The 24,995-nt window shown below is 64.9% G+C and carries 24 protein-coding genes; 13 read left to right on the top strand and 11 right to left on the bottom strand.

Going from position 1 to position 24,995, the window contains the following annotated elements; genetic code table 11:
• Positions 1–7: 7 nt before the first annotated feature.
• Positions 8–898 (bottom strand): HpcH/HpaI aldolase/citrate lyase family protein, encoded by an 891-nt coding sequence (locus tag NDO48_RS07160; RefSeq protein WP_267321203.1) that lies wholly within the window; start codon positions 896–898, stop codon positions 8–10.
• 96 nt (positions 899–994) lie between these two features.
• On the opposite strand from NDO48_RS07160, the gene NDO48_RS07155 reads away from it, so the two are divergent.
• The gene (locus NDO48_RS07155) at positions 995–2,164 is read left to right on the top strand and encodes an NAD(P)/FAD-dependent oxidoreductase (protein ID WP_018430426.1); all 1,170 of its coding nucleotides are present in this window, start codon (positions 995–997) and stop codon (positions 2,162–2,164) included.
• Positions 2,165–2,206: 42 nt separating this feature from the next.
• On the opposite strand, the gene NDO48_RS07150 is transcribed toward NDO48_RS07155, so the two are convergent.
• Positions 2,207–2,857: a glutathione S-transferase family protein gene (locus NDO48_RS07150; RefSeq protein ID WP_267321202.1), complete on the bottom strand. Its 651-nt coding sequence runs from the start codon at positions 2,855–2,857 to the stop codon at positions 2,207–2,209.
• A 644-nt stretch (positions 2,858–3,501) separates the two neighbouring features.
• On the opposite strand from NDO48_RS07150, the gene NDO48_RS07145 reads away from it, so the two are divergent.
• Together NDO48_RS07145 and NDO48_RS07140 are read left to right on the top strand one after the other, a co-directional pair.
• Positions 3,502–4,674 (top strand): DUF930 domain-containing protein, encoded by a 1,173-nt coding sequence (locus tag NDO48_RS07145; RefSeq protein ID WP_245262270.1) that lies wholly within the window; start codon positions 3,502–3,504, stop codon positions 4,672–4,674.
• Between the two features lie 714 nt (positions 4,675–5,388).
• Positions 5,389–6,219, top strand: coding sequence for an AraC family transcriptional regulator (locus NDO48_RS07140; RefSeq protein ID WP_267321201.1), 831 nt, complete (start codon positions 5,389–5,391; stop codon positions 6,217–6,219).
• 70 nt (positions 6,220–6,289) lie between these two features.
• Here NDO48_RS07140 and NDO48_RS07135 read toward each other — a convergent pair whose 3' ends face one another.
• Positions 6,290–7,009 carry an outer membrane protein gene (locus tag NDO48_RS07135; RefSeq protein ID WP_245262274.1) on the bottom strand — a complete coding sequence of 240 codons (720 nt, stop codon included), beginning with the start codon at positions 7,007–7,009 and terminating at the stop codon, positions 6,290–6,292.
• 255 nt (positions 7,010–7,264) lie between these two features.
• Here NDO48_RS07135 and NDO48_RS07130 point away from each other — a divergent pair, with 255 nt between their 5' ends.
• Entirely contained in the window at positions 7,265–7,480 is a 216-nt protein-coding gene (locus NDO48_RS07130) for a hypothetical protein (RefSeq protein WP_157632825.1), read from the top strand.
• Positions 7,481–7,522: 42 nt separating this feature from the next.
• Positions 7,523–7,897 carry a hypothetical protein gene (locus NDO48_RS07125; protein WP_018430433.1) on the top strand — a complete coding sequence of 125 codons (375 nt, stop codon included), beginning with the start codon at positions 7,523–7,525 and terminating at the stop codon, positions 7,895–7,897.
• Between the two features lie 15 nt (positions 7,898–7,912).
• Here the strand turns inward: NDO48_RS07125 and NDO48_RS07120 are convergent, their stop codons facing one another.
• Entirely contained in the window at positions 7,913–8,329 is a 417-nt protein-coding gene (locus tag NDO48_RS07120; RefSeq protein ID WP_026227688.1) for a DUF1801 domain-containing protein, read from the bottom strand.
• Positions 8,330–8,585: 256 nt separating this feature from the next.
• A complete protein-coding gene (locus NDO48_RS07115) occupies positions 8,586–9,509 on the bottom strand; it encodes a LysR substrate-binding domain-containing protein (RefSeq protein WP_018430435.1) in 924 nt (307 codons plus the stop codon).
• Positions 9,510–9,802: 293 nt separating this feature from the next.
• Here NDO48_RS07115 and katG point away from each other — a divergent pair, with 293 nt between their 5' ends.
• A complete protein-coding gene (gene katG / locus NDO48_RS07110; RefSeq protein WP_018430436.1) occupies positions 9,803–11,992 on the top strand; it encodes a catalase/peroxidase HPI in 2,190 nt (729 codons plus the stop codon).
• Positions 11,993–12,085: 93 nt separating this feature from the next.
• Here the strand turns inward: katG and NDO48_RS07105 are convergent, their stop codons facing one another.
• On the bottom strand, positions 12,086–12,628 hold the full coding sequence (locus tag NDO48_RS07105; protein ID WP_018430437.1) for a phosphatase PAP2 family protein: 543 nt from the start codon (positions 12,626–12,628) through the stop codon (positions 12,086–12,088).
• 35 nt (positions 12,629–12,663) lie between these two features.
• Here NDO48_RS07105 and NDO48_RS07100 point away from each other — a divergent pair, with 35 nt between their 5' ends.
• Positions 12,664–13,158: a DUF2127 domain-containing protein gene (locus NDO48_RS07100; protein WP_018430438.1), complete on the top strand. Its 495-nt coding sequence runs from the start codon at positions 12,664–12,666 to the stop codon at positions 13,156–13,158.
• A 141-nt stretch (positions 13,159–13,299) separates the two neighbouring features.
• Here NDO48_RS07100 and NDO48_RS07095 read toward each other — a convergent pair whose 3' ends face one another.
• Positions 13,300–14,241: an alpha/beta fold hydrolase gene (locus NDO48_RS07095; RefSeq protein WP_018430439.1), complete on the bottom strand. Its 942-nt coding sequence runs from the start codon at positions 14,239–14,241 to the stop codon at positions 13,300–13,302.
• 108 nt (positions 14,242–14,349) lie between these two features.
• Between NDO48_RS07095 and NDO48_RS07090 the strand changes: the two genes are divergently transcribed.
• Both NDO48_RS07090 and NDO48_RS07085 read left to right on the top strand, forming a co-directional pair.
• Positions 14,350–15,363: a GlxA family transcriptional regulator gene (locus NDO48_RS07090; RefSeq protein ID WP_018430440.1), complete on the top strand. Its 1,014-nt coding sequence runs from the start codon at positions 14,350–14,352 to the stop codon at positions 15,361–15,363.
• Positions 15,364–15,818: 455 nt separating this feature from the next.
• Positions 15,819–16,610, top strand: a complete 792-nt coding sequence (locus tag NDO48_RS07085) for a DUF2189 domain-containing protein (protein ID WP_018430441.1) — start codon at positions 15,819–15,821, stop codon at positions 16,608–16,610.
• 56 nt (positions 16,611–16,666) lie between these two features.
• Here NDO48_RS07085 and NDO48_RS07080 read toward each other — a convergent pair whose 3' ends face one another.
• Both NDO48_RS07080 and NDO48_RS07075 read right to left on the bottom strand, forming a co-directional pair.
• On the bottom strand, positions 16,667–17,929 hold the full coding sequence (locus NDO48_RS07080) for a serine hydrolase domain-containing protein (protein WP_026227691.1): 1,263 nt from the start codon (positions 17,927–17,929) through the stop codon (positions 16,667–16,669).
• Positions 17,930–17,999: 70 nt separating this feature from the next.
• The gene (locus NDO48_RS07075) at positions 18,000–19,349 is read right to left on the bottom strand and encodes an alginate export family protein (protein WP_026227692.1); all 1,350 of its coding nucleotides are present in this window, start codon (positions 19,347–19,349) and stop codon (positions 18,000–18,002) included.
• A gap of 416 nt (positions 19,350–19,765) precedes the next feature.
• Here NDO48_RS07075 and NDO48_RS07070 point away from each other — a divergent pair, with 416 nt between their 5' ends.
• The 3 genes from NDO48_RS07070 (at position 19,766) to NDO48_RS07060 (ending at position 22,174) form a co-directional block, all read left to right on the top strand.
• On the top strand, positions 19,766–21,205 hold the full coding sequence (locus NDO48_RS07070) for an FAD-binding oxidoreductase (protein WP_267321200.1): 1,440 nt from the start codon (positions 19,766–19,768) through the stop codon (positions 21,203–21,205).
• A 112-nt stretch (positions 21,206–21,317) separates the two neighbouring features.
• Positions 21,318–21,659: an ArsR/SmtB family transcription factor gene (locus tag NDO48_RS07065; RefSeq protein ID WP_018430445.1), complete on the top strand. Its 342-nt coding sequence runs from the start codon at positions 21,318–21,320 to the stop codon at positions 21,657–21,659.
• Positions 21,660–21,685: 26 nt separating this feature from the next.
• Entirely contained in the window at positions 21,686–22,174 is a 489-nt protein-coding gene (locus tag NDO48_RS07060) for an SRPBCC family protein (protein ID WP_018430446.1), read from the top strand.
• Between the two features lie 76 nt (positions 22,175–22,250).
• Here the strand turns inward: NDO48_RS07060 and NDO48_RS07055 are convergent, their stop codons facing one another.
• Both NDO48_RS07055 and NDO48_RS07050 read right to left on the bottom strand, forming a co-directional pair.
• Complete coding sequence (locus tag NDO48_RS07055; protein ID WP_018430447.1) at positions 22,251–22,583, bottom strand: hypothetical protein; 333 nt, start codon at positions 22,581–22,583, stop codon at positions 22,251–22,253.
• A 102-nt stretch (positions 22,584–22,685) separates the two neighbouring features.
• Positions 22,686–23,585, bottom strand: a complete 900-nt coding sequence (locus tag NDO48_RS07050; protein WP_018430448.1) for a LysR family transcriptional regulator — start codon at positions 23,583–23,585, stop codon at positions 22,686–22,688.
• A gap of 153 nt (positions 23,586–23,738) precedes the next feature.
• Here NDO48_RS07050 and NDO48_RS07045 point away from each other — a divergent pair, with 153 nt between their 5' ends.
• Complete coding sequence (locus NDO48_RS07045; RefSeq protein ID WP_018430449.1) at positions 23,739–24,941, top strand: MFS transporter; 1,203 nt, start codon at positions 23,739–23,741, stop codon at positions 24,939–24,941.
• The last annotated feature ends 54 nt before the right edge of the window (positions 24,942–24,995 follow it).

Below are 24,995 nucleotides of genomic sequence, written 5' to 3'. Positions count from 1 at the left end.
TCCCTCTTCAGTGCCTGAGGCCTTCGAGTTGTGTCGCCCGCGCCAGAAGCCGTTCGGCCTCGGCCAGATGCAGCCGCTCGACCATCTTGCCGCCGAGCGAGATTACACCTGACGCAGCATTCTCCGGAAGCGCGAAGGCATCGACCACCGCGCGCGCCTCGGCAAGCGCCTCGTCCGAAGGTGAGAACGCCGCATTGGCCGGGCCGATCTGGGCCGGGTGGATAATGCTCTTGCCGGAAAAGCCCATGGCGGCGGCTTCACCGCATTCGAGGGAAAAGGCATCGAGGTCGCGGAAATCGTTGGACACGCTGTCGAGCATGTCGACGCCCCCGGCCCGGGCGCACAACACCATCTGCAGCAGCCAGGGCTGGAGATAACGACGATCGGGCGTGATCTTGACGCCGGTGTCCTTGGCGAGATCGTTGAGGCCGGCGATCAGGCACGACAGCCGGGCCGAAGGATCGCGGCCGAGTTCTGATATGGCAGGTAGATTGAGCAGTGCCCGCGGCGTCTCGATCATCGCCCAGAGCTTCAGCGTATCGGGCGCATCGGCCTCGTCGAGCACGTCATTGGCTTCGAGCAGATCGCGCGCCGTTTCCACCTTGGGTAGCACCACGCCGTCCGTTGCCCAGCCGCTGGCCGCCGCCAGATCGTCAGCCCCCCAGGGACTGGCAAGCGAATTGATCCGCACCACATATTCGCGCCCGCCTTCAGGTCGCTCGGCAAAGAAGCGCTCCAGCCGCTCGCGGGCAGCTGCCTTGTGCTCGGGCAGCACGGCATCCTCGAGATCGAAGATGACGGCGTCGCAGGCAAGCTGGGGCAGCTTAGCGATGGCCTTCTCGTTGGTGGCCGGCACAAAAAGCGCCGAACGGCGCGGACGGGGCAGAGAATGTGACATCTGGTCTTCTTGCCCGGCAACGCTGGCCCTTGCAAGAGCTTGCGGGGCAGTGGCGTAACTGGTTTTCTCTTCCATCCGAACAGACGGAATCATCTCATGGCACGCTACGACGTGGTCATCATCGGCGGCGCGATCGTCGGCAGCTCGATCGCCTACTATCTGCGCGACGAGGGTTTCACCGGCTCGATTGCGCTGATCGAGCGCGACCCGCAATTCGCCAACGCGGCGACCACTTTGTCCTGCGCCTCTATCCGCCAGCAATTCTCCATTCCCGAGAACATCCGCCTGTCGCAGTTCACGCTCGGTCTGTTCCGGCGCCTGAAGGAGGAGTTCGGCCCCGATGCCGACATCGGCTTCCGCGAGGGCGGCTATCTGATCCTCGCCGGCGAGAACGGCCTGCCGATCCTCAAGGCCAACCACGACGCGCAGATGGCCGAGGGCGCCGACATCGTGCTTGAGGACGCCGACCAGCTTGCCAGGCGCTTCAAATGGATCTCGACCGAAGGCATCACCGCCGGCGCCTATGGCCGGACGGGCGAAGGCTGGTTTGACGCGCATGCCATGCTCGGCCTGTTCCGCAAGGCGCTGAAGACCAAAAACGTCGACTTGATCACCGGCGAGGTGGCAGCCATCGAGCGCCAGGGCAACCGCCTGACCGCGGTCACGCTCGCCACTGGCGAAAAGATCGATGCCGGCACGGTCATCAACGCCGCCGGTCCCAACGCCGGCAAGGTTTCGGCCATGGCCGGCCTGGTGCTGCCGGTCGAGCCGCGCAAGCGCAACGTCTTCGTGTTCGAGGCGCGCGACCGCTTCGACGACATGCCGCTGATGGTCGATCCCAGCGGCGTCTATGTTCGCCCCGAGGGCTCGATGTACATCACCGGCGGCGCCGAGAGCGAGGACGGCGAGCAGGCGGCGGACCCACAGGATTTCAACCCCGACTGGTCGCTGTTCGAGGAAGTGATCTGGCCCGCGCTCGCCACCCGCGTGCCGGCCTTCGAGGCGATCAAGGCGACGCGCGCCTGGGTCGGCCACTACGACTACAACGCGCTCGACCAGAACGCCGTCATCGGCCCGCATCCCGAGGTCGACAACTTCATCTTCGCCAACGGTTTTTCCGGCCACGGCCTGCAACAGGCGCCGGCGGTCGGCAAGGCGCTGGCCGAGCTCATCGTCCATGGCGGCTACCGTTCGATCGACTGCTCGGCCTTCGGCTACCAGCGCATCGCTGAGGGCCGCCCATTCCGCGAACTGAACGTGATCTAGCTTTTTAGCGGTAGGGACGGAAACGCTGTCCCCACCGAACAATCAGCCTGACGACGCCGCGGTGAAAACCGCGAGCTGGGCGGCGAAGGCGCGCTGGAAAGCGGGCCGCGCCTCGCCGCGGGCGACATAGGCAGCAACACCAGGAAATTCCTCCAGCAGGCCCGAGCCGTAGAGACGCCGCAGCACCATCACCATCATCAGGTCGCCGGCACTGAACGCGCCGTAGAGCCAGTCGGCCTCGCCAAGGGCCGCGGACAGCTGGCCGAGGCGGACACGGATGCGGTCCTGCAGCATCGGCAGGCGCTGGCCGAACCAGGGCTTGTCGCGCTCGACAAGGTCGGCCTGGTCGTATTCGACGATCGGCGGCTCGACCGTGTTCAGCGCCGCAAACATCCACATGACGGCCCGCGCCCGGCCGTTGACATCGCCGGGCAGAAGGCCGGCATGCCGCTCGGCGATCTCAAGCACGATGGCACCCGACTCGAACAGGACGAGGCCGCCATCTTCGAGGGTCGGGATCTGGCCGAAGGGGTTGAGCCTCAGATGCGCCGACTGCTTCATCTGCGGGAACGAGACCAGCCTGACGTCATAGGGCTGGCCGACCTCCTCGAACGCCCAGCGGACGCGCATGTCGCGCGCCTGTCCCGCGCCTTCGTCGGGCGAATTTGCAAAAGCAGTCATGATGGGGAACATCGGAACCCTCCTGCCGATTGCACGGCGCCACCGTCACCTGGATATGCCATGAAACGCAATCCTTCGCTTGCCTCCGCAGGACGAATGGCGGCAACAGCTCCCAACAGCTGGCTTGCAATTTTTCGCCGGCGCTGGCGCTCAGGCGCTCTGGAGCGCCGCGCATCCCGTCCGGACGCGAAAGCGGTGTTCCCCTGAGGTCATGCATCGTGTCAGCCGAAATCGGCTCCGTACACCCGGTGCGTACCAGGCTCCGGCGAGGGAGATGAGCCGATTCTAAGCCGGCTTTTCAGGATGTCGGAAACGCACGGCGCGAGTTGTCCTTCCGCGATGCATCGAGTTCCTCGGTCGGACAGGCGGCAGGCCGCGACCCGCCAGAATCGGCCAACCAGCGACAGGCACCGAAAGACAAGCGTAAGGCCGCCGAAAAAGGCGGGCCACCACGCGATCGGGAACTTAGCTGCCAGGTTCAGAGGGTGCACCCATCGGGCGTAGGCCCGCTGGCAATTGCCGGCGGCGCGCCGACTTTTTTGCGGGCGGCCGCAACCCTGCCCACGCCATCCAAGACCGCCATTCCGTAGTCGGTCCTTTGCTCCCTCGCAGCACCGTCCAACACCCTGGCGCCTATTTTTGCCCGATAGCGCTTGATGCCGCCCAGATTTCACTCCACATCGGTCGGCATGGCGGACGAGACAAGCAACCGACGTCGGGACTCGCTGTGGGCATTGCCCGCATCGCTGATCCTGCACGGGCTGCTGATTGCGGTGCTGGTGGCCTACAGCCAGCCGAGGGCTGCGCAGCAGCCTGAGGAGGAAGCGGTGAACGTCACGCTGGCGCCGCCGCCGGAACAGCCGAGGCCGGAACCCGCCCCGCCACCGCCACCCCCGAAGCCTCCCGAGGAGAAGAAGCCCGAGGAGCCGAAGCAACCGCCTGTGGCGGAAACCGAGCCGGCCCAGCCGGCGAAGATCGAGGTATTGAAGCCGGTTTTCCAGTTCGGGGAGAAAGATGCCGGCTCCGGCAAGTCGGCCGAGCAGGGAGGAGGTGTGCAGACACCTTCACCGGCGACGGATGACGGCGCGAAGCCACCTGCTGAGACGCGGCCGGACGCCGAAAAGCAGGCGGAGGCGGCGAAGGATACCCAGCCGGTCCAGGATGTGCCGAACGAGGTCGCCACGGCCCAGGACACGCCCAACCAGGCGGCCGCGCCCCAGGACGCAGGTCAGCAGGCCGAGGACAAGCAAGTCGGCCTTGCCGAAGGTGCTGACCAGCAGACAGCTGCGGCTCCGCCAGCCCTTGGGGCCGAAGGCAGCGATGGCGAGTTGGCGCTGCCCGCTTTGGCCAAGGCGCCCGAGCCGAGGCCCGCGGCCGCGGCGAAGCCCAGCCGTTCGGAGTTCACGAAGCCCGGAGGGGCAAGCAGGGCGCCAAGCCAGCGGAATGCGGATGTTGCCGCAGCGCAGCCCTTTTCGGGATTGCCAGGAGTCCGGAGGCCGCAGTCGCAGGGCGGCGACGCCTTGAGCACGACCGCGATGGCCGGCGTGCCGCGTGACAAGCGGGCCGCGAGGCTGTGCGCCAGCGCGCTGCAGCAGCAACTGCTGCAGGCGTCCTATTCCCCCGACCTGGTGCCGCTCGTGCCGCTGAAGCGGGGCAACGTGCTCGACGTTCCGGAGGCCGCGTTCCGCACGCGGACGGCATGGCACGAGCTGAGCTATCGCTGTGAGGTCGACGCCGACGCCACCACGATCCGGTCGCTGACCTTCCGCGTCGGCGGGACGATCCCGCGCGACCAATGGCGGCGTCTCGGACTGCCCTCCGGCAATTAGAAGGTTGGTCGAGCTGGCTCGCGGAAGCCGCCGCTCCGCCTGCGCCCCGACGCTCAAGCATTGGCTCGGCGACAACAGCTGTCGGGCATGCCGCGATGGCGCGGCAGACGTTTTTCGTCCGAACTGGAGTTGAACGGGACCTTCCACCTGAGCTCTTTGCCGAAGGTCGGCTCGACCATTGACTTGCAGGCTTCGGCCATGGTGACGATGCCGGTGGGAGACCAGACCAGATGCTGCCCTACGTGGCCTCCTTGGGTCGGCCTCGTGGATGAATTTGCGCAAGCGGGCCGCGCCAATTGCCCGGATCCGCGATCCTCAAGCCAATCTCCTGCGTGGAAGGGGCGCGCGGACCTGCGTTCCGGTAAACAGATGGCCCGATGCCTTGACCATGCGTCTCAACCGCTTGACCGAGCGTCCCCCGCCATTGACTAGCGCGGCAGTTGCAGATCACCTCATATGACTTGGCCGGCGCAGCGCCGGTGCAAGCGACAGCATGCGGTTCTGGGAGCGGGGGCGACCATGGCGACACCACAACGACAGGAATGGCCGTTTCCGCCCGGCGCGGAGTGTCTGGCCGCGTGGAAAGATGCGATTTCCCTGCTTGTCGACTGCTCCATTCCGGAGGATGCGGATCCTGCGCTTTTTGATTTTCACGGGTGCGCCTGGCAGCTTCCGGGCGCTTTCCTGCATGTGAACGGCGGTTCGGCGATGGCCATGTCGCGGACGCAGCAGGTCATCGACGAGCGGCCGACCCCGCATATGGTGCTGTTCATGGTCCTGGAAGGGCGGGTGACGAGCAACTATGACGGGCTGATCCAGGAACATGAGCCCGGCGACATCGTCGTCGTCGACTATTCCTTGCCCTATGAGAGCCAGACGTCGGGCTTCGAAGCCATCGCGCTGACCTTCGACAAGGCAAGCGTGCCGGTCGAATTCCAGAGCAACACGCACGGTCTGGTGCTGACAGCGAACGACCCCACCGGCGCCATGCTGGGCGGCCAGATCAGGGCACTGGCCGAGCACATCGACGGCCTCAGCGTTCACCAGGGCCAGGTGATCGTCGAGGGCATCCTGAATTTTGCCGCGGCCGCCTTTGCAACGCCCGCAACGCGGGAACGGCGCGACAAGCGTTTTCTGTTCCAGCGCGCATCGTCGGCGGCGCGACAGGGCCTGTCCGATCCCGACTTCGGCCCGGATGAGCTGGTGGCGGCGCTGGGGGTCTCGCGGTCGAAGCTGTTCCGCCTGTTCGAGCCGCATGGCGGCGTGCAGCGCTGGATGCTGGCCGAGCGGCTGAGGGCAAGCCTGCAGAGCATTCTGCGCTCGACCCCGGATCACAAGATATCAGCCATCGCCCGCAATCACGGCTTTCGCAGCGAGGCACATTTCAGCCGGGCCTTTCACAAGCGGTACCAGATCAGTCCCAGCTCTGTCCGCACGCTATCAAGGGATTCGCTGCGCATGGCGACCTACGACACCTTGCTGAAGCGCGGCGACGGCAATGGCGGCGCCATCGTCGAAGCCTGGCTCGCGGCCGCGCGCGCCTGAGACAGGCAAGAAGGCTCGCGGCAGACAAAAGGCGGCCTGTAGGCCGCCTCTTTTCATCATGCGCCCGAGCTCAGAACTTGTAGTTCAAGCCGGTCTTCAGCGTATGGAAGGCGGTATCCATCTCGATCCGGTCTCCGGTGAAGATAAGATTCGTCCCCTTCAGGCTGCCGAGATCGACGTAGAGATATTCGGTCTTCAGCGTGACATTATCGGTGATGCCATATTCGACGCCCGCGCCGGCGGTCCAGCCCAAATTGGTGTCGGAAAGCGCCTCGCTGAACCCGTCGCTATCGCTGTCTGAATAAGAAATCTTGCCATAGGCTGCGCCGCCCGTGCCGTAGAACAGAACATTCTCTTCGGCGTAGCCGAGACGGCCGCGCACGGTGCCGAACCAATCGACCTGGACCGTATATCGGGAGCTGAAGCCTTCGGTCGACTCGCTATGCTCGGCCTTGATCTCGGACAGGGACAAATCCGCCTCGACGCCCGCGACCCAATTCGAAGCGAATTGCCTGTTGTAGCCGACCTGGAAGCCACCGAAACCACCAAATGCCCGGTCGCTGACGTAATAGCCAATCGGGCCAACCTCAGTTTCGATGATGTACGAATTGTCGAACGTGCCGCCGCCGATGCCGCCGTGGACACCTACGTGGAGGCCGCTCCAGTCATAGGCAAAGCGCTCCGCGACTGGCGACGGAGTCTGCTCGCTGATCACGTCGGCAGCCTGCGCCGAGGACAGGCCCAAGATCATCATGGAATAAACGATCGTAATTCTGGCAGATTTTTTCAAAACGAACTCCGGAACTTCATGTGAGAACGACAATGGTTCTACATGAGGCGAAGATCAGCCGCCTTGACCTGGCGTCCCTACTTGATGACCGAACGTCCCAATGCGCACGCCACGCTTGTTCCGGGCAGTGACAGGCTAGCCGACATCACCCAGAAATGTCTCGGGGTCTTGGACAGAGGCCCGCCCGCCGTGGGCGGCGGCCGGCGGGCGATGGCACTGGGGAATGGTGGAGCGAGCGCCTGGGAGGGCACGAACATGCCGAACGAAGCAGTTCAGATGCAGCAGATTGGTCAGGCCGCGGTGGAGCAGCCCGCCCGCCCGCAATCCTTGTCCCTGACCCGTGCATTGAGCAGGGCGTGGGTCGCCTTGGCGGGCTCATATGAGCACAACGAGCAGAGCTCCGACGGCCTGGAGGCACTCGACATGCTCGGCGGTTGGAAGGGCTCCGATGGCAGGCGGCGTAAGCCCTGAGGGGCCGGCCGTCCGGAACTGAAAATGACGATGGGGGGAAGAATGCCGAATATTGCCAAGATGTATTTCCTGACCGCCATTTGTTTCCTCGTGGCCGGCATTCTGGTCGGGCTGAAGATGTCGATTGCGCATGACTATTCGGCAACCGGCGCACATGCACATATCAACTTGCTCGGTTGGGTGACGATGGCGATTTTCGGCACGTTTCATGCCCTTAACCCGCATGGCGCGGGGAGCCGGCTGGCGAAGGTGCAGTATTATGTCTACACTGGCGGAGTGATCGTGATGACGCCGGCGCTCTACCTTCTGCTGACGGGCACCCCGTCGCTGGAGCCGGTGGTTGCCATCTCCTCCCTGGTCGTGTTCGCCGGCGTGCTGATGTTCGGGGCGATCATTTTCCGCGCCCGTGCGGCCTAGGCACGCTTCACAGCGCTAGCTCTTCCGCTTCTTGGCTGCCTGGCTTGCCACATTGACCGCCACGGCAGCGCGGATCAGCGCCCTCAGTGCCTCCTCGTCGACCGCCTCGCCCTCGCGAAAATCGATGGCGCGGCGGACGTTGCCTTCGAGGCTGGAGTTGAACAGGCTCTTGGGGTCGTCGACCTGTGCGCCCTTGGCGAAGGTCAGCTTGACCACCGCCTTGTAAGTTTCTCCAGTGGTGATGATGCCGGCATGCGACCAGACCGGCGTGCCGCCCCATTTGACCTCCTCGACCACCTCGGGGTCGGCCTCGTGGATGAGCTTGCGCAGGCGCGCGAGCATGGCGCCGCGCCAGTCCGAGAGCTCGGCGATCCTGGCGTCGATCTGCTTCGAGGCTTCAGCGCCGCTCGCGCCCGTCTTTGCCTTGTCCATCATGTCCTCCTCGCTTGCTGCGGCGTCCGCCACGCCGCTTGTATTGTTCACCGAGCAGAGCGGATGCTCGGCCCCAGCCACGAATGGCGCCCGCCTCGCCTGGTGGCGACAGTAGAGCATTTCCGCCTGTCCTCGCATCGCGAAAACGCCGGACCATCCTGTTCTGGCGCAAGCTTGGCGGAAAGCCGCGTCGCAATCTTGCCGAAGTGGCGCTGGACGCGCCGGTGGCCACGACGGCAAAAAGCCGGCGCGGGGCTCAGGCCTGGCTTGATACGGCGCCCTGCCCGCGCAGGCCTTCGGCCGACTGGCGCACCACTTCCGAGATCTGCATGAGCTGGTCGGCGAGCGGGCTCGCCTTGCGCCAGATCATGCCGATGGTGCGCGACGGCTGCGGGCTCCTGAAGCGGGCGATGGAGACCGAGGCCGACATCGTTTCAACCGGGACCGCCATTTCGGGGATCAGCGTCACGCCGATGCCGGCGCCGACCATCTGCACCAGCGTCGACAGCGAGCTGCCGTCCAAAAGTTCGCGCGGGCGGGTCGACTGCATGTTGCAGAAGGACAGCGCCTGCTCGCGGAAGCAATGGCCCTCCTCGAGCAGCAGCAGGCGCATTTCGCGCAGCATCTCGCGGTTGGGTACCGGCTTGCCGGCGTCCTCGCCGGGTCGGACGAGCACGAAATTCTCCTCGAACAGCGCGACCTCGGTCAGCGACGGCTCGGAGACAGGCAAGGCGACGATGGCCGTGTCGAGCCGGCCTTCCGACAGCTCGTGAATGAGCTTCTGCGTCTGTGTCTCGCGCACATGGATGTCGAGCCCGTCATGCAGGCGGGTGAGATTACCGATGATGGTGGGCAGAAGATAAGGCGCGACAGTCGGAATGACGCCGATGCGCAGCCGCCCCACCAGCCGCTCGCGGGAGGCGCGCGCCAGGTCCTCGAGCTCGTCGACCGAGCGCAGGATGTCGCGGACGCGGGCGGCGAATTCCTCGCCGAAACCGGTCAGCCTGACCTGCCGGGCGCTTCTCTCGAACAGCTCGGACCCTAGATTCTCCTCGAGATCCTTGATCTGCACCGACATCGCCGGCTGGGAGATTGCACAGGCATCCGCCGCGCGGCCGAAATGGCTGTGGCGGGCCAGCGCCTCGAAATAGCGAAGCTGCTTGAGCGTCAGATTGATCATAACCTTGCCTTATCGCTGCAATCAGGAAATCCAACTTTAGATAATGAAAGGGCTTTGGTACAGATTTGGTGTGGAAGGCAAGGAGGAGCCGTGTCACGATCCCTGGATATCGCGACCGATGGCGGTGCGCGGTTTGCCGGTGTCATCAGGGCATCAGGTAAGACCGTGCTGTTTTGCATTCCACGAAGACCTGCCACGCGCAGAGACGTTCGACGTAGCCACGTGCGGCCATGACCGGCCGCCTCGGACATTGTCCGGCAGATCAACCAACGCAGCCACGACCGGAGACCAAGATGGATACCAAGACTGAGACGAGCGCGGGCAAATGCCCTGTCGCACACAAGCCCACCGGTACCGGCAATCGTGACTGGTGGCCGAACCAGCTGGACCTGAGCGTCCTGCACCAGCATTCCAGCCTGTCCGATCCGATGGGCGAGGCCTTCGACTACGCCAAGGAATTCGATAATCTCGACCTCGACGCCGTGATCGCCGACCTCAAGGCGCTGATGACGGATTCGCAGGATTGGTGGCCGGCCGATTTCGGCCATTATGGCCCGCTCTTCATCCGCATGGCCTGGCACAGCGCCGGCACCTACCGCATCGGCGACGGTCGCGGTGGCGCGGGTGCTGGCCAGCAGCGTTTTGCCCCGCTCAACAGCTGGCCTGACAACGTCAACCTCGACAAAGCCCGCCGCCTGCTGTGGCCGATCAAGCAGAAATACGGCCGCCAGATCTCCTGGGCCGACCTGATGATCCTGACAGGCAACGTCGCGCTGGAGACGATGGGCTTCAAGACCTTCGGCTTTGCCGGCGGCCGTGCCGACGTCTGGGAGCCCGAACAGGACATCTACTGGGGTAAGGAAGGCAAGTGGCTGGCCGACGAGCGCTACAGCGGCGACCGCGAGCTCGAAGGACCGCTGGCAGCGGTGCAGATGGGTCTGATCTACGTCAACCCCGAGGGCCCGAACGGCAATCCGGACCCGCTGGCAGCCGCCCGCGACATCCGCGAGACCTTCGCCCGCATGGCGATGAACGACGAGGAAACCGTGGCGCTGATCGCCGGCGGCCACACCTTCGGCAAGACCCATGGCGCAGGCGACGCAGCCAATGTCGGCGCCGAGCCTGAAGCCGCCGACATCGAGCAGCAGGGCCTGGGCTGGCACAACAGCTTCGGCACCGGCAAGGGCGGTGACACCATCGGTTCGGGTCTTGAGGTGACCTGGACGACGACGCCGACCAAGTGGAGCAACAACTTCTTCTGGAACCTGTTCGGCTACGACTGGGAGCTGACCAAGAGCCCGGCCGGCGCGCAGCAGTGGACGCCGAAGCACAATATGGGCGCCGGCACCGTGCCGGATGCGCATGACGCGTCCAAGCGCCACGCCCCGGCGATGCTGACGACCGACCTGGCGCTGCGCTTCGATCCGGCCTACGAGAAGGTCTCGCGCCGCTTCTTCGAGAATCCGGACCAGTTCGCCGACGCCTTCGCCCGTGCCTGGTTCAAGCTGACCCACCGCGACATGGGGCCGCTCGCCCGCTATCGCGGCCCGCTGGTGCCGAAGGAAGAGCTGATCTGGCAGGACCCGATCCCGGCCATCAACCATGAGCTGGTCAATGACGCCGACATTACGGCCCTCAAGGCCAAGATCCTCGGCTCGGGCCTGACGGTGTCGCAGCTGGCGTCGACCGCCTGGGCTTCGGCCTCGACCTTCCGCGGTTCGGACATGCGCGGCGGCGCCAATGGGGCGCGCATCCGCCTTGCCCCGCAGAAGGATTGGGCCGTCAACCAGCCGGCGCAGCTGGCTTCGGTGCTGGAGAAGCTCGAGGCGATCCAGTCGGAGTTCAACGCACAGTCGGGCACCAAGAAGGTGTCGCTGGCCGACCTGATCGTGCTCGGCGGCGCTGCAGCGGTCGAGAAGGCCGCCAAGGATGCCGGCCATGACGTGAAGGTGCCGTTTGCGCCGGGCCGCATGGACGCCTCGCAGGACCAGACCGATGTCGACTCCTTCGCCCCGCTCGAGCCGTCCGCCGATGGCTTCCGCAACTATTCGAGCGGCAGGCAGCGCCTGAGCGCCGAGGAGAACCTCGTCGACCGGGCCCAGTTGCTGACGCTGACCGCACCTGAGCTGACGGTGCTGGTGGGTGGTCTGCGCGTGCTCGGCGCCAATGCGGGCGATTCCGCCCATGGCGTCTTCACCGCCCGTCCCGGCACGCTCTCCAACGACTTCTTCGTCAACCTGCTCGACATGGGCACGGAGTGGAAGGCGACATCAGAGGCCAAGGACGTGTTCGAAGGCCGCGACCGCAAGAGCGGCGAGGTCAAGTGGACCGCGACCCGTGTCGACCTGCTGTTCGGCTCGCACTCGCAGCTGCGCGCGCTGGCCGAGGTCTATGGTTCGTCCGACGCCGGCGCGAAGTTCGCCAGGGACTTCGTCAAGGCATGGAACAAGGTGATGAACGCGGATCGCTTCGACATCGCCTGATCCGGCAAGCCTGACACGCATGAAAAGGGCGGCGCCTGCCAAGGCGTCGCCCTTTTTCAGACGTTTCTTGAGGAAACGAGCTGATGAATCCGGCTAAAGAATGCCTGTGATCAGTCTGTCGGCGCGAGTGCCCTCCCAGTAGAGCGCCCGCACCAGAAGCGCCGCGACGAGCCCGGTCAGCGCACCGCCGACGACATCGCCGACATAATGGGTGCCGACATAGACGCGCGACAGGCCGACCAGCACCGCGATCGCCAGGAAGGCCGCGCCGTGCCGGCCAAGGCCATGCAGCAGAAAGGCCGCGGCAATGGCAAAAGCTGCCGTGGAATGGTCCGACGGGAACGCCCAGTCGGCGCTGCGCTCGACAATGAGATGGCTGACCCCGCCATCATAGGGCCGCAGCCGATGCACGAAGAGCAAGATGATCTGGTTGATGCCGAGGCCGATGAGGAATGAGAGCCCGGCCGCGACGCAAACATGCCTGACCCGGAGACGGTCCTGCCTGCTCCACCATTGCAGGATGACGAGCAGTATCAGCAGCGGCACGCCGAAACGCGTTATCGAGAGCATTGCCATGTCGAGCGCCGGGATGTTGCCTGCCGGTGCGTTGAGCCAGCGTGTGATTTCCTGATCCATGGATGCTATCTACTCCGCGTCGGGCGTTGCATGGGATGACGTGCGTGGAAGAACGGCAGATCCACCAGGTGTTCAGGATAAGCGTCCTGCTCAAGGGCGCGCATGCCCTGGTCGAATGCGCTGGAGGCATTGCCCTCGCCCTGATCGGCAACGACACGATCCAGCACATCGTCAACACGCTTACGCAGGAAGAGCTGGTCGAAGACCCGCATGATTTTCTTGCCACCCACCTTTTGTCCTGGGCGCAAAGCTTCTCCGTAGAGACAAGGCATTTTTATGCCTTTTATCTGCTGAGCCATGGCATCGTGAAATTGTTGCTGGTGGCGGGCCTGCTGAAGGGCAGGATGTGGGCCTATCCAGCGTCGCTGGTCGTGCTCGGACTGTTCATCGTCTACCAGCTCTACCGCTTTTCCTACACGCATGGGGTCGGGCTGATCGTTCTGACGGTCTTCGACGTGATCGTGATGTGGCTTATCTGGCACGAGTACCGGGTCGTCAGGCGCCATCTCTGCACCAACGACGTAAGATAAGGGCCGCGCCCGACGGGATCGGGCACGGCAGCGCGGCAGGCTCTAGCGCATCGGCCAGAAAATCGGAATCGATTTTCGGAAGGCACGATGCGCAGATTCAAACACTTAGAGCGCTGTGCGTCCGTTCGGACGGACAGCGCTCTATCTGGTCTGTTCAGCCACCAAGCCGATGATCCTGTCCCATTCGGCCTCGTGCAGTTCGTGGCCGCCGCCGGCGAGTTCGTGATAGGTCGAACCAGGCACCGCTTTGGCCAATGCCCGGCCATGCTCGACCGGGAAAATGGGATCGGCGGTGCCGTGGATGACGAGAAGCGGCGCTTCGAGCGTCGGCAGCCTGCCCTTGATGGCGTCGCCTCCCCGCAGCATGAAATGATTGGTCGCCGACAGATATCCGCTCGAGCGATCGTAGTCCCTCGATATGAAGGCGCGCATCGCCGGGGCATCGTGAGGATGGGCGGTGCCGGCAATCATGCGGACGTCGCCGGCAACAAAGTCGATGGCCTGGGTGCGGTCCGACCAGTCGATGCTCTCGCCCGCCGCGGCATGTTCCATATAGGCCTTGTCGGGCGGCGGCAGGTCGAGGTCGAGCCCGATGGGCGTGGTCGAGATCAGGGTGAGCGAGGTGACGCGCCGCGGCTCGGTCAGCGCCAGGATCTGGGCAATCATGCCTCCGAGCGACATGGCCACGACATGGGCCGACGCAATGCCATGGGCGTCGAGCACGGCTGCCGCATCCCTGGCCATGTCGTCCAACCTGTAGGGCGGGTTGCCCGGCACATATTTGGTCGACAGGCCGGTGTCGCGGTTGTCATAGCGGATGACATAGTGTCCCTGTGCGACGAGCTTGCGGCAGAATTCGTCCGGCCACCACAGCATCGATGCCATGGCGCCCATGATCAGCAGCACCGGCGGGGCGGACGGATGGCCGAAGGCTTCGGTGGCGATCTCGACGCCATTGGCGTGAACTGTCCTTGTCGTGGTGTGCGTGCCGGCCATCGTCTTGTTCCTTATCGTTGCGCTGGCCGCTGCGAACACTGCTGCACCGAGCAGGAAGCGGCGGCGGCTGATTGCGTATTTGCCCATCTTGGTTTCCTTCGACCTCCCGAGGTCTGAGCGGAAGCTACGGCACACCCACCTGGGCCGTGAGAGACGATCTGGACAAAAACGAGGCATTCGTGCCATTCATGGCGCATGAGCCTGAATGCCAAGCCGCTGCGCATCGGCCTGCTTGCACTGCCCGAAACGACGCCCGCAGCCGTCTACGGACTCTATGAGGTGCTGTCGGCGGCCGGCTCGATCTGGGACCGGCTGACCGGACAGGAAACCAGGGCGCGGCGCATCGTGCCGTCGATCGTAGCACGCCGGAAAGAGACCTTCACCTGCGCCATCGGCACGCCGATATCGCCAGAGGCGTCGCTGGCCGAGGCTGCCGATTGCGACGTCGTCATCGTCACCGATCTGGCGTTGCCGCTCGACGACCGTGCCCCAGCGCGCTGGACCGAAGAGCTTGCCTGGGTGCGCGACAGGCTGGCCGCGGGCGCCACCGTCTGCTCGGTGTGCACCGGCTCGATCTTTCTCGCCGAGGCCGGCCTGCTCGACGGCAAGGACGCGGCCTCGCACTGGATCGCTGCCGACATCTTTCGCGACCGCTACCCCCTGGTGCGTTTCAGGCCGGAGCGCATCGTCTGCGACACGACAGAAGACGGCCGACTGATCACCACAGGCGGCGCCTCGTCCTGGGAGGATCTGGCGCTGCACCTGATCGGCCGCCACTGCGGCAAGGAGGAGGCGGCGCGCATCGCCAAGGTGTTTTTGCTGGGCGACCGCAGCGCCGGCCAGTTGCCCTTCGCCTCGATGGCCAAGCCGCGCCGCCACAAGGACGCCACCATCGGCAACTGCCAGGTCTGGATCGCTGACAACTATGCCTCGGCCAATCCGGTGACGCGCATGGTCGCCGAAAGCGGCCTGCCGGAGCGTACCTTCAAGCGCCGTTTCAAGGCCGCGACCGGCTACACGCCGGTCGACTATGTGCAGAGCCTGCGCATCGAGGAAGCCAAGCAGATGCTGGAGACGAGCGCCGAAGCAACCGAGGAAATCGCCGTCGCCGTAGGCTACGAGGACCCGGCCTTTTTCCGCCAGCTGTTCCGCCGCCACACCGGCATTACGCCTGCGCAATATCGCCAGCGTTATCGGGCAAGGACATAAGCCCTTGAAATCGCGAAACGCACTTCCCACATAGCGTCCATCGGCGAGCCTGCCGGGAGCGAAACGCACGTCGAGATACGATGTCTGGGTTTTGCCGCGGGCCGCTGCATTTGCCCTGATTGATGGCATGCCGACCACGGATGTACCGGCTGCATGCAAAGTCTCAGGAGCCAGAGGGAAGCGGGCATTGCCCGCTTTTTTCTTGTCCGGCGTTTGCCCTTTGGAGCGCATGAACCTCGCATTCGCTCCAACAACTTGTTTTGCCGCATTTGTGCGATGCCGGGCGGTTTCGCCCTGCCGCAAGATGCCTCGGCTGCGGCAATGTCCGTTGATCTCGATCAATGCGCCCCGCTCCCTGCCGTGCAGCTTTGGCGACGAACGATACAGTCCGCGTCTTTGTCCGCCCAAAAGGCGCTGGGCGCGATAGAATGCGGCGCCGTGCGAGGGAGGAAGCGATGGCGGACATAAGCAACAAGGCCAGCGGCAAGCGGCCGGGCGCGCTGCCCGAGGTGCGGGCGCTCACGGTGGCCGACGTCAAGCAGAGCCTGGCGGAAGGTGCCGCCGACTTTGCCCGCTGCCCCGGTGTCGGGCTCGTTATCGCGCTGGTCTTCGTCGTCATCGGCATGGCGATCACCACCTCGCTCGTGGTGCTGCACGAACCCTGGCTGATCTATCCCTTCGCCATCGGCTTCCCTCTGGTCGGCCCCTTCGCCGCCGTCGGCCTCTACGAGGTGAGCCGCAGGCTGGAGGCCGGGCAGGCACCGACACTCGGTGAGGTCTTCAAGGTGATCTGGGCCCAGCGCCGCCGCGAGGTGTCGTGGATGGCCTTCGTCATGCTGTTCGTGTTCTGGATCTGGATGTACCAGATCAGGCTGTTGATGGCGCTGATCCTCGGGCGCAGTTCCTATGCCACGCTCGACAAGTTCGCCCATCTGATCCTGACCACCAACGAGGGCTGGGTCTTCCTCGGCATCGGCCACATCGAGGGCGCGGCACTGGCGCTTGTGTTGTTCTCCATCACCGTGATCTCCATCCCGATGCTGCTCGACCGCGAGGTCGACTTCGTCACCGCCATGATCACCTCGGTACGAACAGTGCTGGCGAGCCCGCTGGTCATGCTCGGTTGGGGACTGGTGGTGACGCTCGCGGTGCTGGCCGCCTGCGTGCCCTTCTTCCTCGGACTTTTGGTCGTGTTGCCGGTGCTCGGCCACGCGACCTGGCATCTCTACCGCCGCGCAGTGGTGTAGCGAGCCCGCCCAGCCTCATCCCGTACCCACAAACAGCCGTCGCCCCGACTTCCCGTTCACTTCATCAGATGCTTGGCCACTGCTTCGTAGGCCGGCAGCGAGATCGGGTCGTTGGCGGCGTTGCCGGCTGTGGGGTGCGAGGCGAAGCGGGCAATGACGACCCGCGCCTTCGGGTCGATGTAGAGCGCCTGGCCGTGCACGCCACGCGCCATATAGGCACCATGATCGTTGTTGGTGATCCACCACATACCGCGATAGCTCCAGCCCTTGAGCAGCTGGTAGCCGGCCTTCTCGAACGCCGCCTTGTCGCCGCCGGCGCGGATGCGGGCGATCGCCGCCTCCGGCACCAGGCGCTCACCGTTGACGACGCCGTCGTCGAGCAGGACCTGGCCCAGCCGCGCCATGTCGCGCAGGCCGGCGTTGAAGCCGCCGCCGGCAAAGGGCGTGCCGGTGGAATCGACGGTGTAGTAGGCGTCCTGCTCGGCGCCCATCTTGCTCCAGATGCGCTCGGACATGAACTGGGCAACGGATTGGCCGGCGACACGCGCGACGATCCAGCCAAGCGCGTCGGTGTTGATGGTCTTGTAGCCGAAGGCCGCGCCATGTTCGCCTTCCTTGCGCACCGTCTGCAGATATTCGAAGTAGCTGCGCGGGCCGGTGTAACCCTCCGGCTTGGGCAGCGGGCTGCCGGCAGCCGAATAGACCCAGACGTCGGCATCCGGGTCGGCATAGTCCTCGCTGTAGCGCAGGCCGGTGGTCATCTCGAGAACCTGCTTGACGGTAGCATCGCCGAAGGCGCTCTTGGCGAGCTCGGGCACGACCGAAGCCACCTTGGCATTCTCGTCGAGCTTGCCCTCGGCCACCAGCATCTCGCCCATCAGGCCGGTCAGCGACTTGGTGACCGACATGGCGCCATGCTGGCCAGCCTCGTCGAGGCAACCGAAATAGCGCTCATAGACGATCTTGCCCTCATGCAGGACAACGATGCCGTCGGTGTAGTTGGCATCGAGCGACTGCGCCCAGGTCATCTCCGTACCGCCGCCCAGCGGGGTGAATTTGACCGCGTCGATGGTGGCGTCAATGTCGCGCGCAAGCGGCACCGGCGCGCCAAGGCCGCGGCTGACATTGACCGTCGGCATCAGCTGGCGAAAATTGCAGACCGACCAGCGCATCCTGGGGAAGGCAAAGTAGTCAGGATCAGTGAAGCGGATGATCTTGTCGGCCGGCGGTGGCGAACCGACCATCCAGCCCAGCTTGACGGGATCGGAGTCCGCGGCTGACAGCACTTTTGGCTCCTGTGCCCAAGAGATCGATGGCATTGCCACGGCGATCGTTGCCGCGAGGAATGCATTGCCCGCGAACTTGCACCGTCTTGCACCCGTTGCGGCCTCAGAAATTGACGACGACATTGACGAAGCCTCCTGTCCAGACGGGCGCATCGAAACTGACGACGGAGTCGGCTCCGGGACCGGGGATTGAGACACTGAACCCGGCGGTCAGATATGTGTTGGGGTTCAGCACGCGGTTGTATTCGATGAAAAAGTCGTCCGAGAGGTGCTTGGCCGATACGCCCGCGACCGGATTGGGCACGCCGTTGATGACCTCGAGATGCGTGCCCTGGCCGAACTGGATCGGGCTGCGCAGTTCGTTGGCGCTGATATAGGCGTAGCGGAATGTCAGCGTGTCGCGCTCGGTCGGCTGAACGCGCAGACTGAGCTGATGGGCGTTGACGTTGGAATTGATGAACACCATCGACGACTTCGAGCCTGTCGACCACGAACTCGGGCTGCCCTCGTAATAGAGCGGGTCGAAGCGCTCCAGCCGCGATGTCGACGGATCGTCGCCGGAGAATGTCTGGTAGGAATAGGCAATGGTCGGCGACCACGAATATTCGGCAAAGGTGTAGCCGACCTGGACGCGGCCGCCCCAGGCCCGCATGTCGATGCGCTCGTTCCACTGATAGGCGAAGTCGCCGGCGACGAAGACGTTTTCGAAGCTGCCGCCGAACGGAATGGCGCGGCCGTACAGATTGACGAAGTTCAGCCCTTCGCGGCCGTTCTCGACCAGCGTCGGCGCCCCGATGCCGCCAGGCGCCGCCTGCGGGTAAGGCTGGTCGGAGCGCAGCACATGACCGAAGGTCATGCCGGCAAACGTGTCATCCTCGCCGTCGTAGCGGAAGTCGCCGCCCACGATCCTGGTGTGGGTGTCGCTTTCGGTCTGTTCGTTGGCATCGAGATAAAAGGCCGTGCCGGTGAAATTGTCGAAGCCAAAACGGCCGATCGACGCCATTTCCCAGGCCTTGCGCGGACCGAGCTTGAGCGCGCCGCGATCGAAGCCGCTCGACCCGCCATTGGCGAGCAGCATGCCGGTGCCCGCCTTGAAGGTGCGCGGACCGACCGAGACATCGAAGAACGGGTCGCTCTTGTCGCCGCTGCGTAGGCCGAGATAGCCTTCTTCCAGCGTGATGCGGCCGGTGTTGCCGGTTGCGTAGGCATCGATGCCGAGCGTGCCGGAGGCGACGGCCGAGACCTTGCCGTAGGCAACGGGTCCGCCAACATCCTGGGTGAAACTGAGGCCGGGCAGGATGTAGCCCTCGAGCCAACTGGCGTTGGAATTGAACCCGGACGACGGCGCGAATGTGTCGGCATAGTTCCAGAACACATTGTGCTCGGCCACCGCGTTCAGGCCGGCCTGAAGATGCATCCGTATGGCCAGCCCGTCCTGGTCGTAGAGAAGCATGCGGTCATCGGCGGCAAGGACCCGGTCGGAGGCAAACACGCCCGCAAGGGCCAGAGCCGATAGTCCGGCCCAGCTGGCGAGTCGCCATCGGCCTTCGCCAGACACCTCGATGTTCGAACAGCTTTGAGGTGGGCCTGGATGGATGCTACCGGCCCTGAAACCTGCCAATGTCTGGCCTCCGCCAATGCCTGGCTTCCGATTGTCCGCCGCGCTTCGAAGCAACTAACCGAATTTCCAAGACACTATGGCGGCAGGGGTGAGCTACGGCAAGTCGCGCAGCCGATCCGAGGTATCCGGCAGCGCCCCATCACATTCTGCAACAAGCCTCCGCCCGCCTTGCTACCGCCCGATCAAAGGTGCAGAATTGCCGGCTTCGGCGGACGAGGAGGCCTTTTCTCTGATCGGAGGAAAGCTCCATGAACGACCTGAACCTCACGACCCTTGACGGAGGGCTGGCGACGGTGAGCGCGCCTGTCCTCGATGCATTTGCCGCGAGCCTGCGCGGCCAGCTGCTCAATGCCGGTGACGCCGGCTATGACGAGGCACGCAGCGTCTGGAATGCGATGATCGACCGCCGGCCCGGTCTCATCGTGCGCTGTGCAGGTGCTGCCGACGTCATCGCCGCTGTCAACTTCGCACGCGAAAACCACCTGCTGACGGCCGTGCGCGGCGGCGGGCACAATATCGCCGGAAGTGCCGTATGCGACGGCGGCCTGATGATCGACTTGAGCACCATGAAGTCGGTGCGTGTCGACCGCGTGGCCCGGCGCGTCTGGGTCGAGCCGGGTGCAACCCTCGCCGACCTCGACAAGGAGACGCAGGCATTCGGGATGGCGGTGCCGACAGGCATCAACTCGACGACCGGTGTCGCCGGGCTGACGCTCGGCGGTGGCTTCGGCTGGACCACCCGCAAGCTCGGCCTGACCATCGATAATCTGCTGTCGGCCGACGTTGTGACGGCGGATGGCGAACTGGTGCGGGCAAGCACCGCCGAGCATCCCGACCTGTTCTGGGCGCTGCGCGGCGGCGGCGGCAATTTCGGCGTGGTCACCGCCTTCGAGTTCAAGCTGCATAAGCTTGGTCCGCAGGTTTTCGCCGGCCTGGTGGTGCATCCATTCGACGACGCCAAGGACGTGCTGAAGGCCTATCGTGCGGCCCTCGAAGACGCGCCCGACGAACTGACCTGCTGGGCCGTCATGCGCCAAGCCCCGCCCTTGCCGTTCCTGCCCGCGCAGTGGCACTGGAAGGAGGTGCTGGTGCTGGCAATGTGCTGGAGCGGCGACATGGCTGCGGGCGAAAAGGCGACGGCGGCCCTGCGGGCCATCGGCAAGCCGATCGTCGACGTGGTCGGGCCGAACCCGTTCACCGGCTGGCAGACGGCATTCGACCCGCTGCTCCAGCCCGGCGCGCGCAACTACTGGAAGAGCCACGACTTCATCGAACTGGCCGACAAGACGATCGACATTCTCGACGGCGCGATCAGGACGTTGCCTGGGCCCGAATGCGAGATCTTCGTCGGCCATGTCGGCGGCGCGGCCGAACGGGTAGCCACCGATGCCACGGCTTTCCCGCAGCGCAGCTCGCATTTCGTCATGAACGTGCATGCGCGCTGGCGCGAAGCCTCGATGGACGACGCCTGCATCGGCTGGGCCCGCGGCATCTATGACGCGACGCGGCCGCTGGCGGTGGGTACTGCCTACATCAACTTCATGCCCGCCGACGAGGCCGACCGCGTGGAGGCGGCCTATGGCGGCAACTATGCGCGGCTGATGGAGGTGAAGCGCAAATACGACCCCGACAACCTGTTCCGCATGAACCAGAACCTCAGGACAAAGTCGAAGCGCAAGGCCGCGTAGAACGCGCAAGGCATATCCGCGACAGAAGCTGCTGCGACGAGACATCGGAAGCAGACTTGACAAACGTGCGCCCATAAATAACCATAAGGTTATCAAATATACGGGTTATGCAATGACGCCTTCCGAACGCCTCGACGCCACCTTCACCGCCCTTGCCGATCCGACCCGGCGGGCGATCCTCGCACGGCTGATCCAGGGCGAAGCCTCTGTGATGGAGCTGGCCGAGCCCTTCGCCATGAGCCAGCCGGCAATCTCCAAGCACCTCAAGATGCTGGAGCGCGCCGGTCTGATCTCGCGCGGCCGTGACGCCCAGCGCCGACCCTGCCGCATCGAGGGCGAGGCGATGGCCGAGGCCGTGGGTTGGCTGGAGGAGTACCGCAAGGTCTGGGAAGGCAACTACAGGCGGCTCGACGGCCTGCTGGCCGAACTGCAGGCTAATAAGGGCAAAGCCTGACCCGAAACCGACACGAGGAGAGGATCATGACGCACAAACTGGAAGTGACGACGCCGAGCCCGCGCGAGATCGCCATGACGCGCGTCTTCGACGCGCCGCGCGACCTGGTTTTCGACTGCTGGACGATCCCGGCGCTTTTGAAGCGCTGGCTGACCGGGCCTGACGGCTGGAGCTTCAAGGTCTGCAACGTCGACCTGCGCGTCGGCGGCCAATATCGTTTCGTCTGGCAACATGTCGACCGCGGCGACATGGGCATGACCGGCACCTATCGTGAAATCGTCAGGCCCGAGAAGCTCGCCAGTACCGAGATCTTCGACATGGACTGGACCGAGGGCGAGGCGCATGTGACGCTGATGCTGACCGAAAAGGACGGCCGCACCACCTCGATGACGACCATTCTCTACAGTTCGGAAAAGGCCCGCGACGGCGCAATCCAGGTCGGCATGGCCGATGGCGTGGCGGCCGGCTATGACAGACTGGACAATTTGCTAGCGGAAGGGGTTTCAGCCGGATAATGCGCCGTGCGTTCGAATGGACGCTCTGGCTTGTCGAATCCGCAAATAGTGGTGGCAGGGCCGATGCGCCGGCGGATCAGGGACAGGCCGGCTGGCCGGCATAGGCGTTGCCGAACACCTGCGGCTGGCAGGGTTGGCGCAGCCTCGGCACCTTGAGGCGCAGCGGCGTCTGCTGCTGGATCGCCTGGCGGTCCTGGTCTCGGAACTGCTGCTGCTGGAGCTGGAAGTTGAGCCTGTCCTGCCTGTTTTGCAGGATCTGCAGGTCGTCGAGCTGGCCGTTGCGCAGGGCCTCAATGCGGGCCGCCGGCGTCAGCACCTGATTGGGCGGCGTCAGGATGTCGATCGCATGCGCAGGGGCCGCCGCGAGCATCAGCCCGGCCGCAACCACCACCGCCATTGTTTCCTTCATCCCGCGCACGGCAAGAAATCCCGTTGGACAGGGCCTCTTTGGCCCTTCCCCAAAGATAGTGCATCGCCACAGCGATGCAATACGGCATAGCCTGAGCCCGCCTCAGGACCGCGCCTTGTCGGCCAGGAAATCGATGAAGGCGCGGATGCGCGCGGCGAGATGGCCATGGCCGGCGAAGACGGCGTGGATGGTCTCGATGTCCCGAGGATTGAAGCGCTCCAGCACCGGCACAAGCCTTCCCTCCGTTATATCGCGCTCGACCTGGAAGCGGCCGGAACGGATGAGGCCGAGGCCGTCGAGGCAGAGCCGGCGCAGGGTCGGGCCATTGTTGCCAAGCATGTTGCCGCCGATGCGCTGGGCGAAATTCTCACCGGTTTCGGGGTCGCGGAAAATCCACTCGTCGCGATTGGCGAGGAAGTTGAAGCGCAGGCAGTTATGCGCGGCGAGATCGGCCGGCACCTGCGGTGTGCCATGGCGTTCGAGATAGGCGGGCGAGGCGACGACGACACGGCGGATTTCAAGGATCTTGCGTGCCACCAGCGAGGAATCGCGCAGCTTGCCCGAGCGGATCGCGACATCGGCCCGCTCCTGGTAGAGGTCGATGACGCTGTCGGTCAGCGACAGGTCGAGCTCGATGCCGGGATAGAGCGCCAGGAACTCGGCCATGTGCGGCACGATGTGGCTGGCACCGAAGGCAACCGAGGCGCTGACCCGGAGGGGGCCGCGCGGCACAGCCGAGCCACCTGACGTCACCACCCGTTCCGCTTCCTCGATCTCGCCGAGGATGCGGCCGGCGCGTTCGAGATAGACTTCGCCCTCGGGCGTCAGCTGCAAGGCCCGCGTCGAGCGCACCAAGAGCCGCGCGCCCAGCCTGTCCTCGATGCGGGTGATGAGCTTGCTGACTGCCGAAGGCGACAGACCGAGCTGCCGGCCGGCGGCCGAAAAGCTGCCGAGCCCGACGGCCCGCACGAACACTTCCATCTCGCCGGCGCGATTGTCCATGACAGCCTCTTGTGAATTTGTTTCACAGGTATTCGTCCATCATACCGGATTATTGCGCAAGTGGGCGGGCACCATATTGCCGCCATCGTCAACCCGGCGGCCACGCGCCGCCTTAGTCTGGCCGCTCGCAAAAGGGGCGGAAACGGTGCTCCAATGCCTCTTGCCATCCTGGCGCTCACGATTGCGGCCTACGCGATCGGAACCACCGAATTCGTCATCGTCGGGCTTCTGCCGACGGTGGCTCAAGACCTCGGCATCACCTTGCCGCTCGCCGGCCTGATCGTCAGCGTCTATGCGCTGGGCGTCACCTTCGGCGCGCCCATCCTGACAGCGCTGACCGGCAGGATCGAGCGCAAGCCGCTGCTGCTCGGCCTGATGGCGCTGTTCGTCATCGGCAATGCTGCCGCCGCACTCAGCCCGAGCTACGGGACGTTGCTGGCGGCGCGCGTGCTTTCGGCCTTCGCCCATGGCGTGTTCTTCTCGGTCGGCGCCACCATCGCCGCTGACCTCGTGCCGGAAAACCGCCGCGCCTCGGCGATTGCCATGATGTTCATGGGCCTGACGGTGGCGATCGTGACCGGAGTCCCGCTCGGCACCTTCATCGGCCAGACTTTCGGCTGGCGCGCCACCTTCTGGGGCGTATCTGCCCTTGGCGTCATCGCCTTTATCGCCATCGCAGCTCTCCTGCCCTCGACGCTGAAGAAGGCTGCCCCATCGGGCCTGCTCGACCAGGTCAGGGTGCTCGGCTCGGGCCGGCTGCTTCTGGTCTTCGCCATGACGGCGTTGGGCTATGGCGGCACTTTCGTCGCCTTCACCTACCTCGCCTCGATCCTCGAGACCATCACCCGCTTTTCGGCCTCGAGTGTCAGTCTGTTGCTTGTCCTCTATGGCCTGGCGATAGCGGCCGGCAACATCGCCGGCGGCCGCATCGCCGACCGCAACCCGGTGAAGGCGCTGACGGTGCTGTTTGCGCTGCAGGCGGCGGTGCTTGTCGCCTTCACCTTCACCGCAGTCTCGCCAATCTGGACCATCGTCACACTCGTCGGTCTCGGATTCCTGTCCTTCGCCAACGTGCCGGGCCTGCAGATTTATGTCGTGCAGCTTGCCAAGGAGCATCGCCCCGCCGCCGTCGACGTCGCCTCGGCCCTCAACATCGCTGCCTTCAATCTCGGCATCGCACTCGGCGCCTGGATCGGCGGCCTGGTGGTGGCCTCGCCGCTCGGCCTCGGCGCCACGCCCTGGGTCGGCGCCGTACTGGTAGCGGCGGCGCTGGTGCTGACCGTCTGGAGCGGCTTGCTCGACCGGCGCCAAGAACCGGCATCAAGAACCGTTGTGCCAGCCGGCCTAGGCGGTTGATCGCCCGGAAGCCGGACCTAACTTAGGAGGGGCCTACCTTCCCAGGCCCCTCCT

This window comes from Aminobacter sp. MET-1 (assembly GCF_026521175.1).
In the GTDB taxonomy this organism is placed as follows: Bacteria; Pseudomonadota; Alphaproteobacteria; order Rhizobiales; family Rhizobiaceae; genus Aminobacter.
This window is presented reverse-complemented; position numbering and strand designations above follow the sequence as displayed.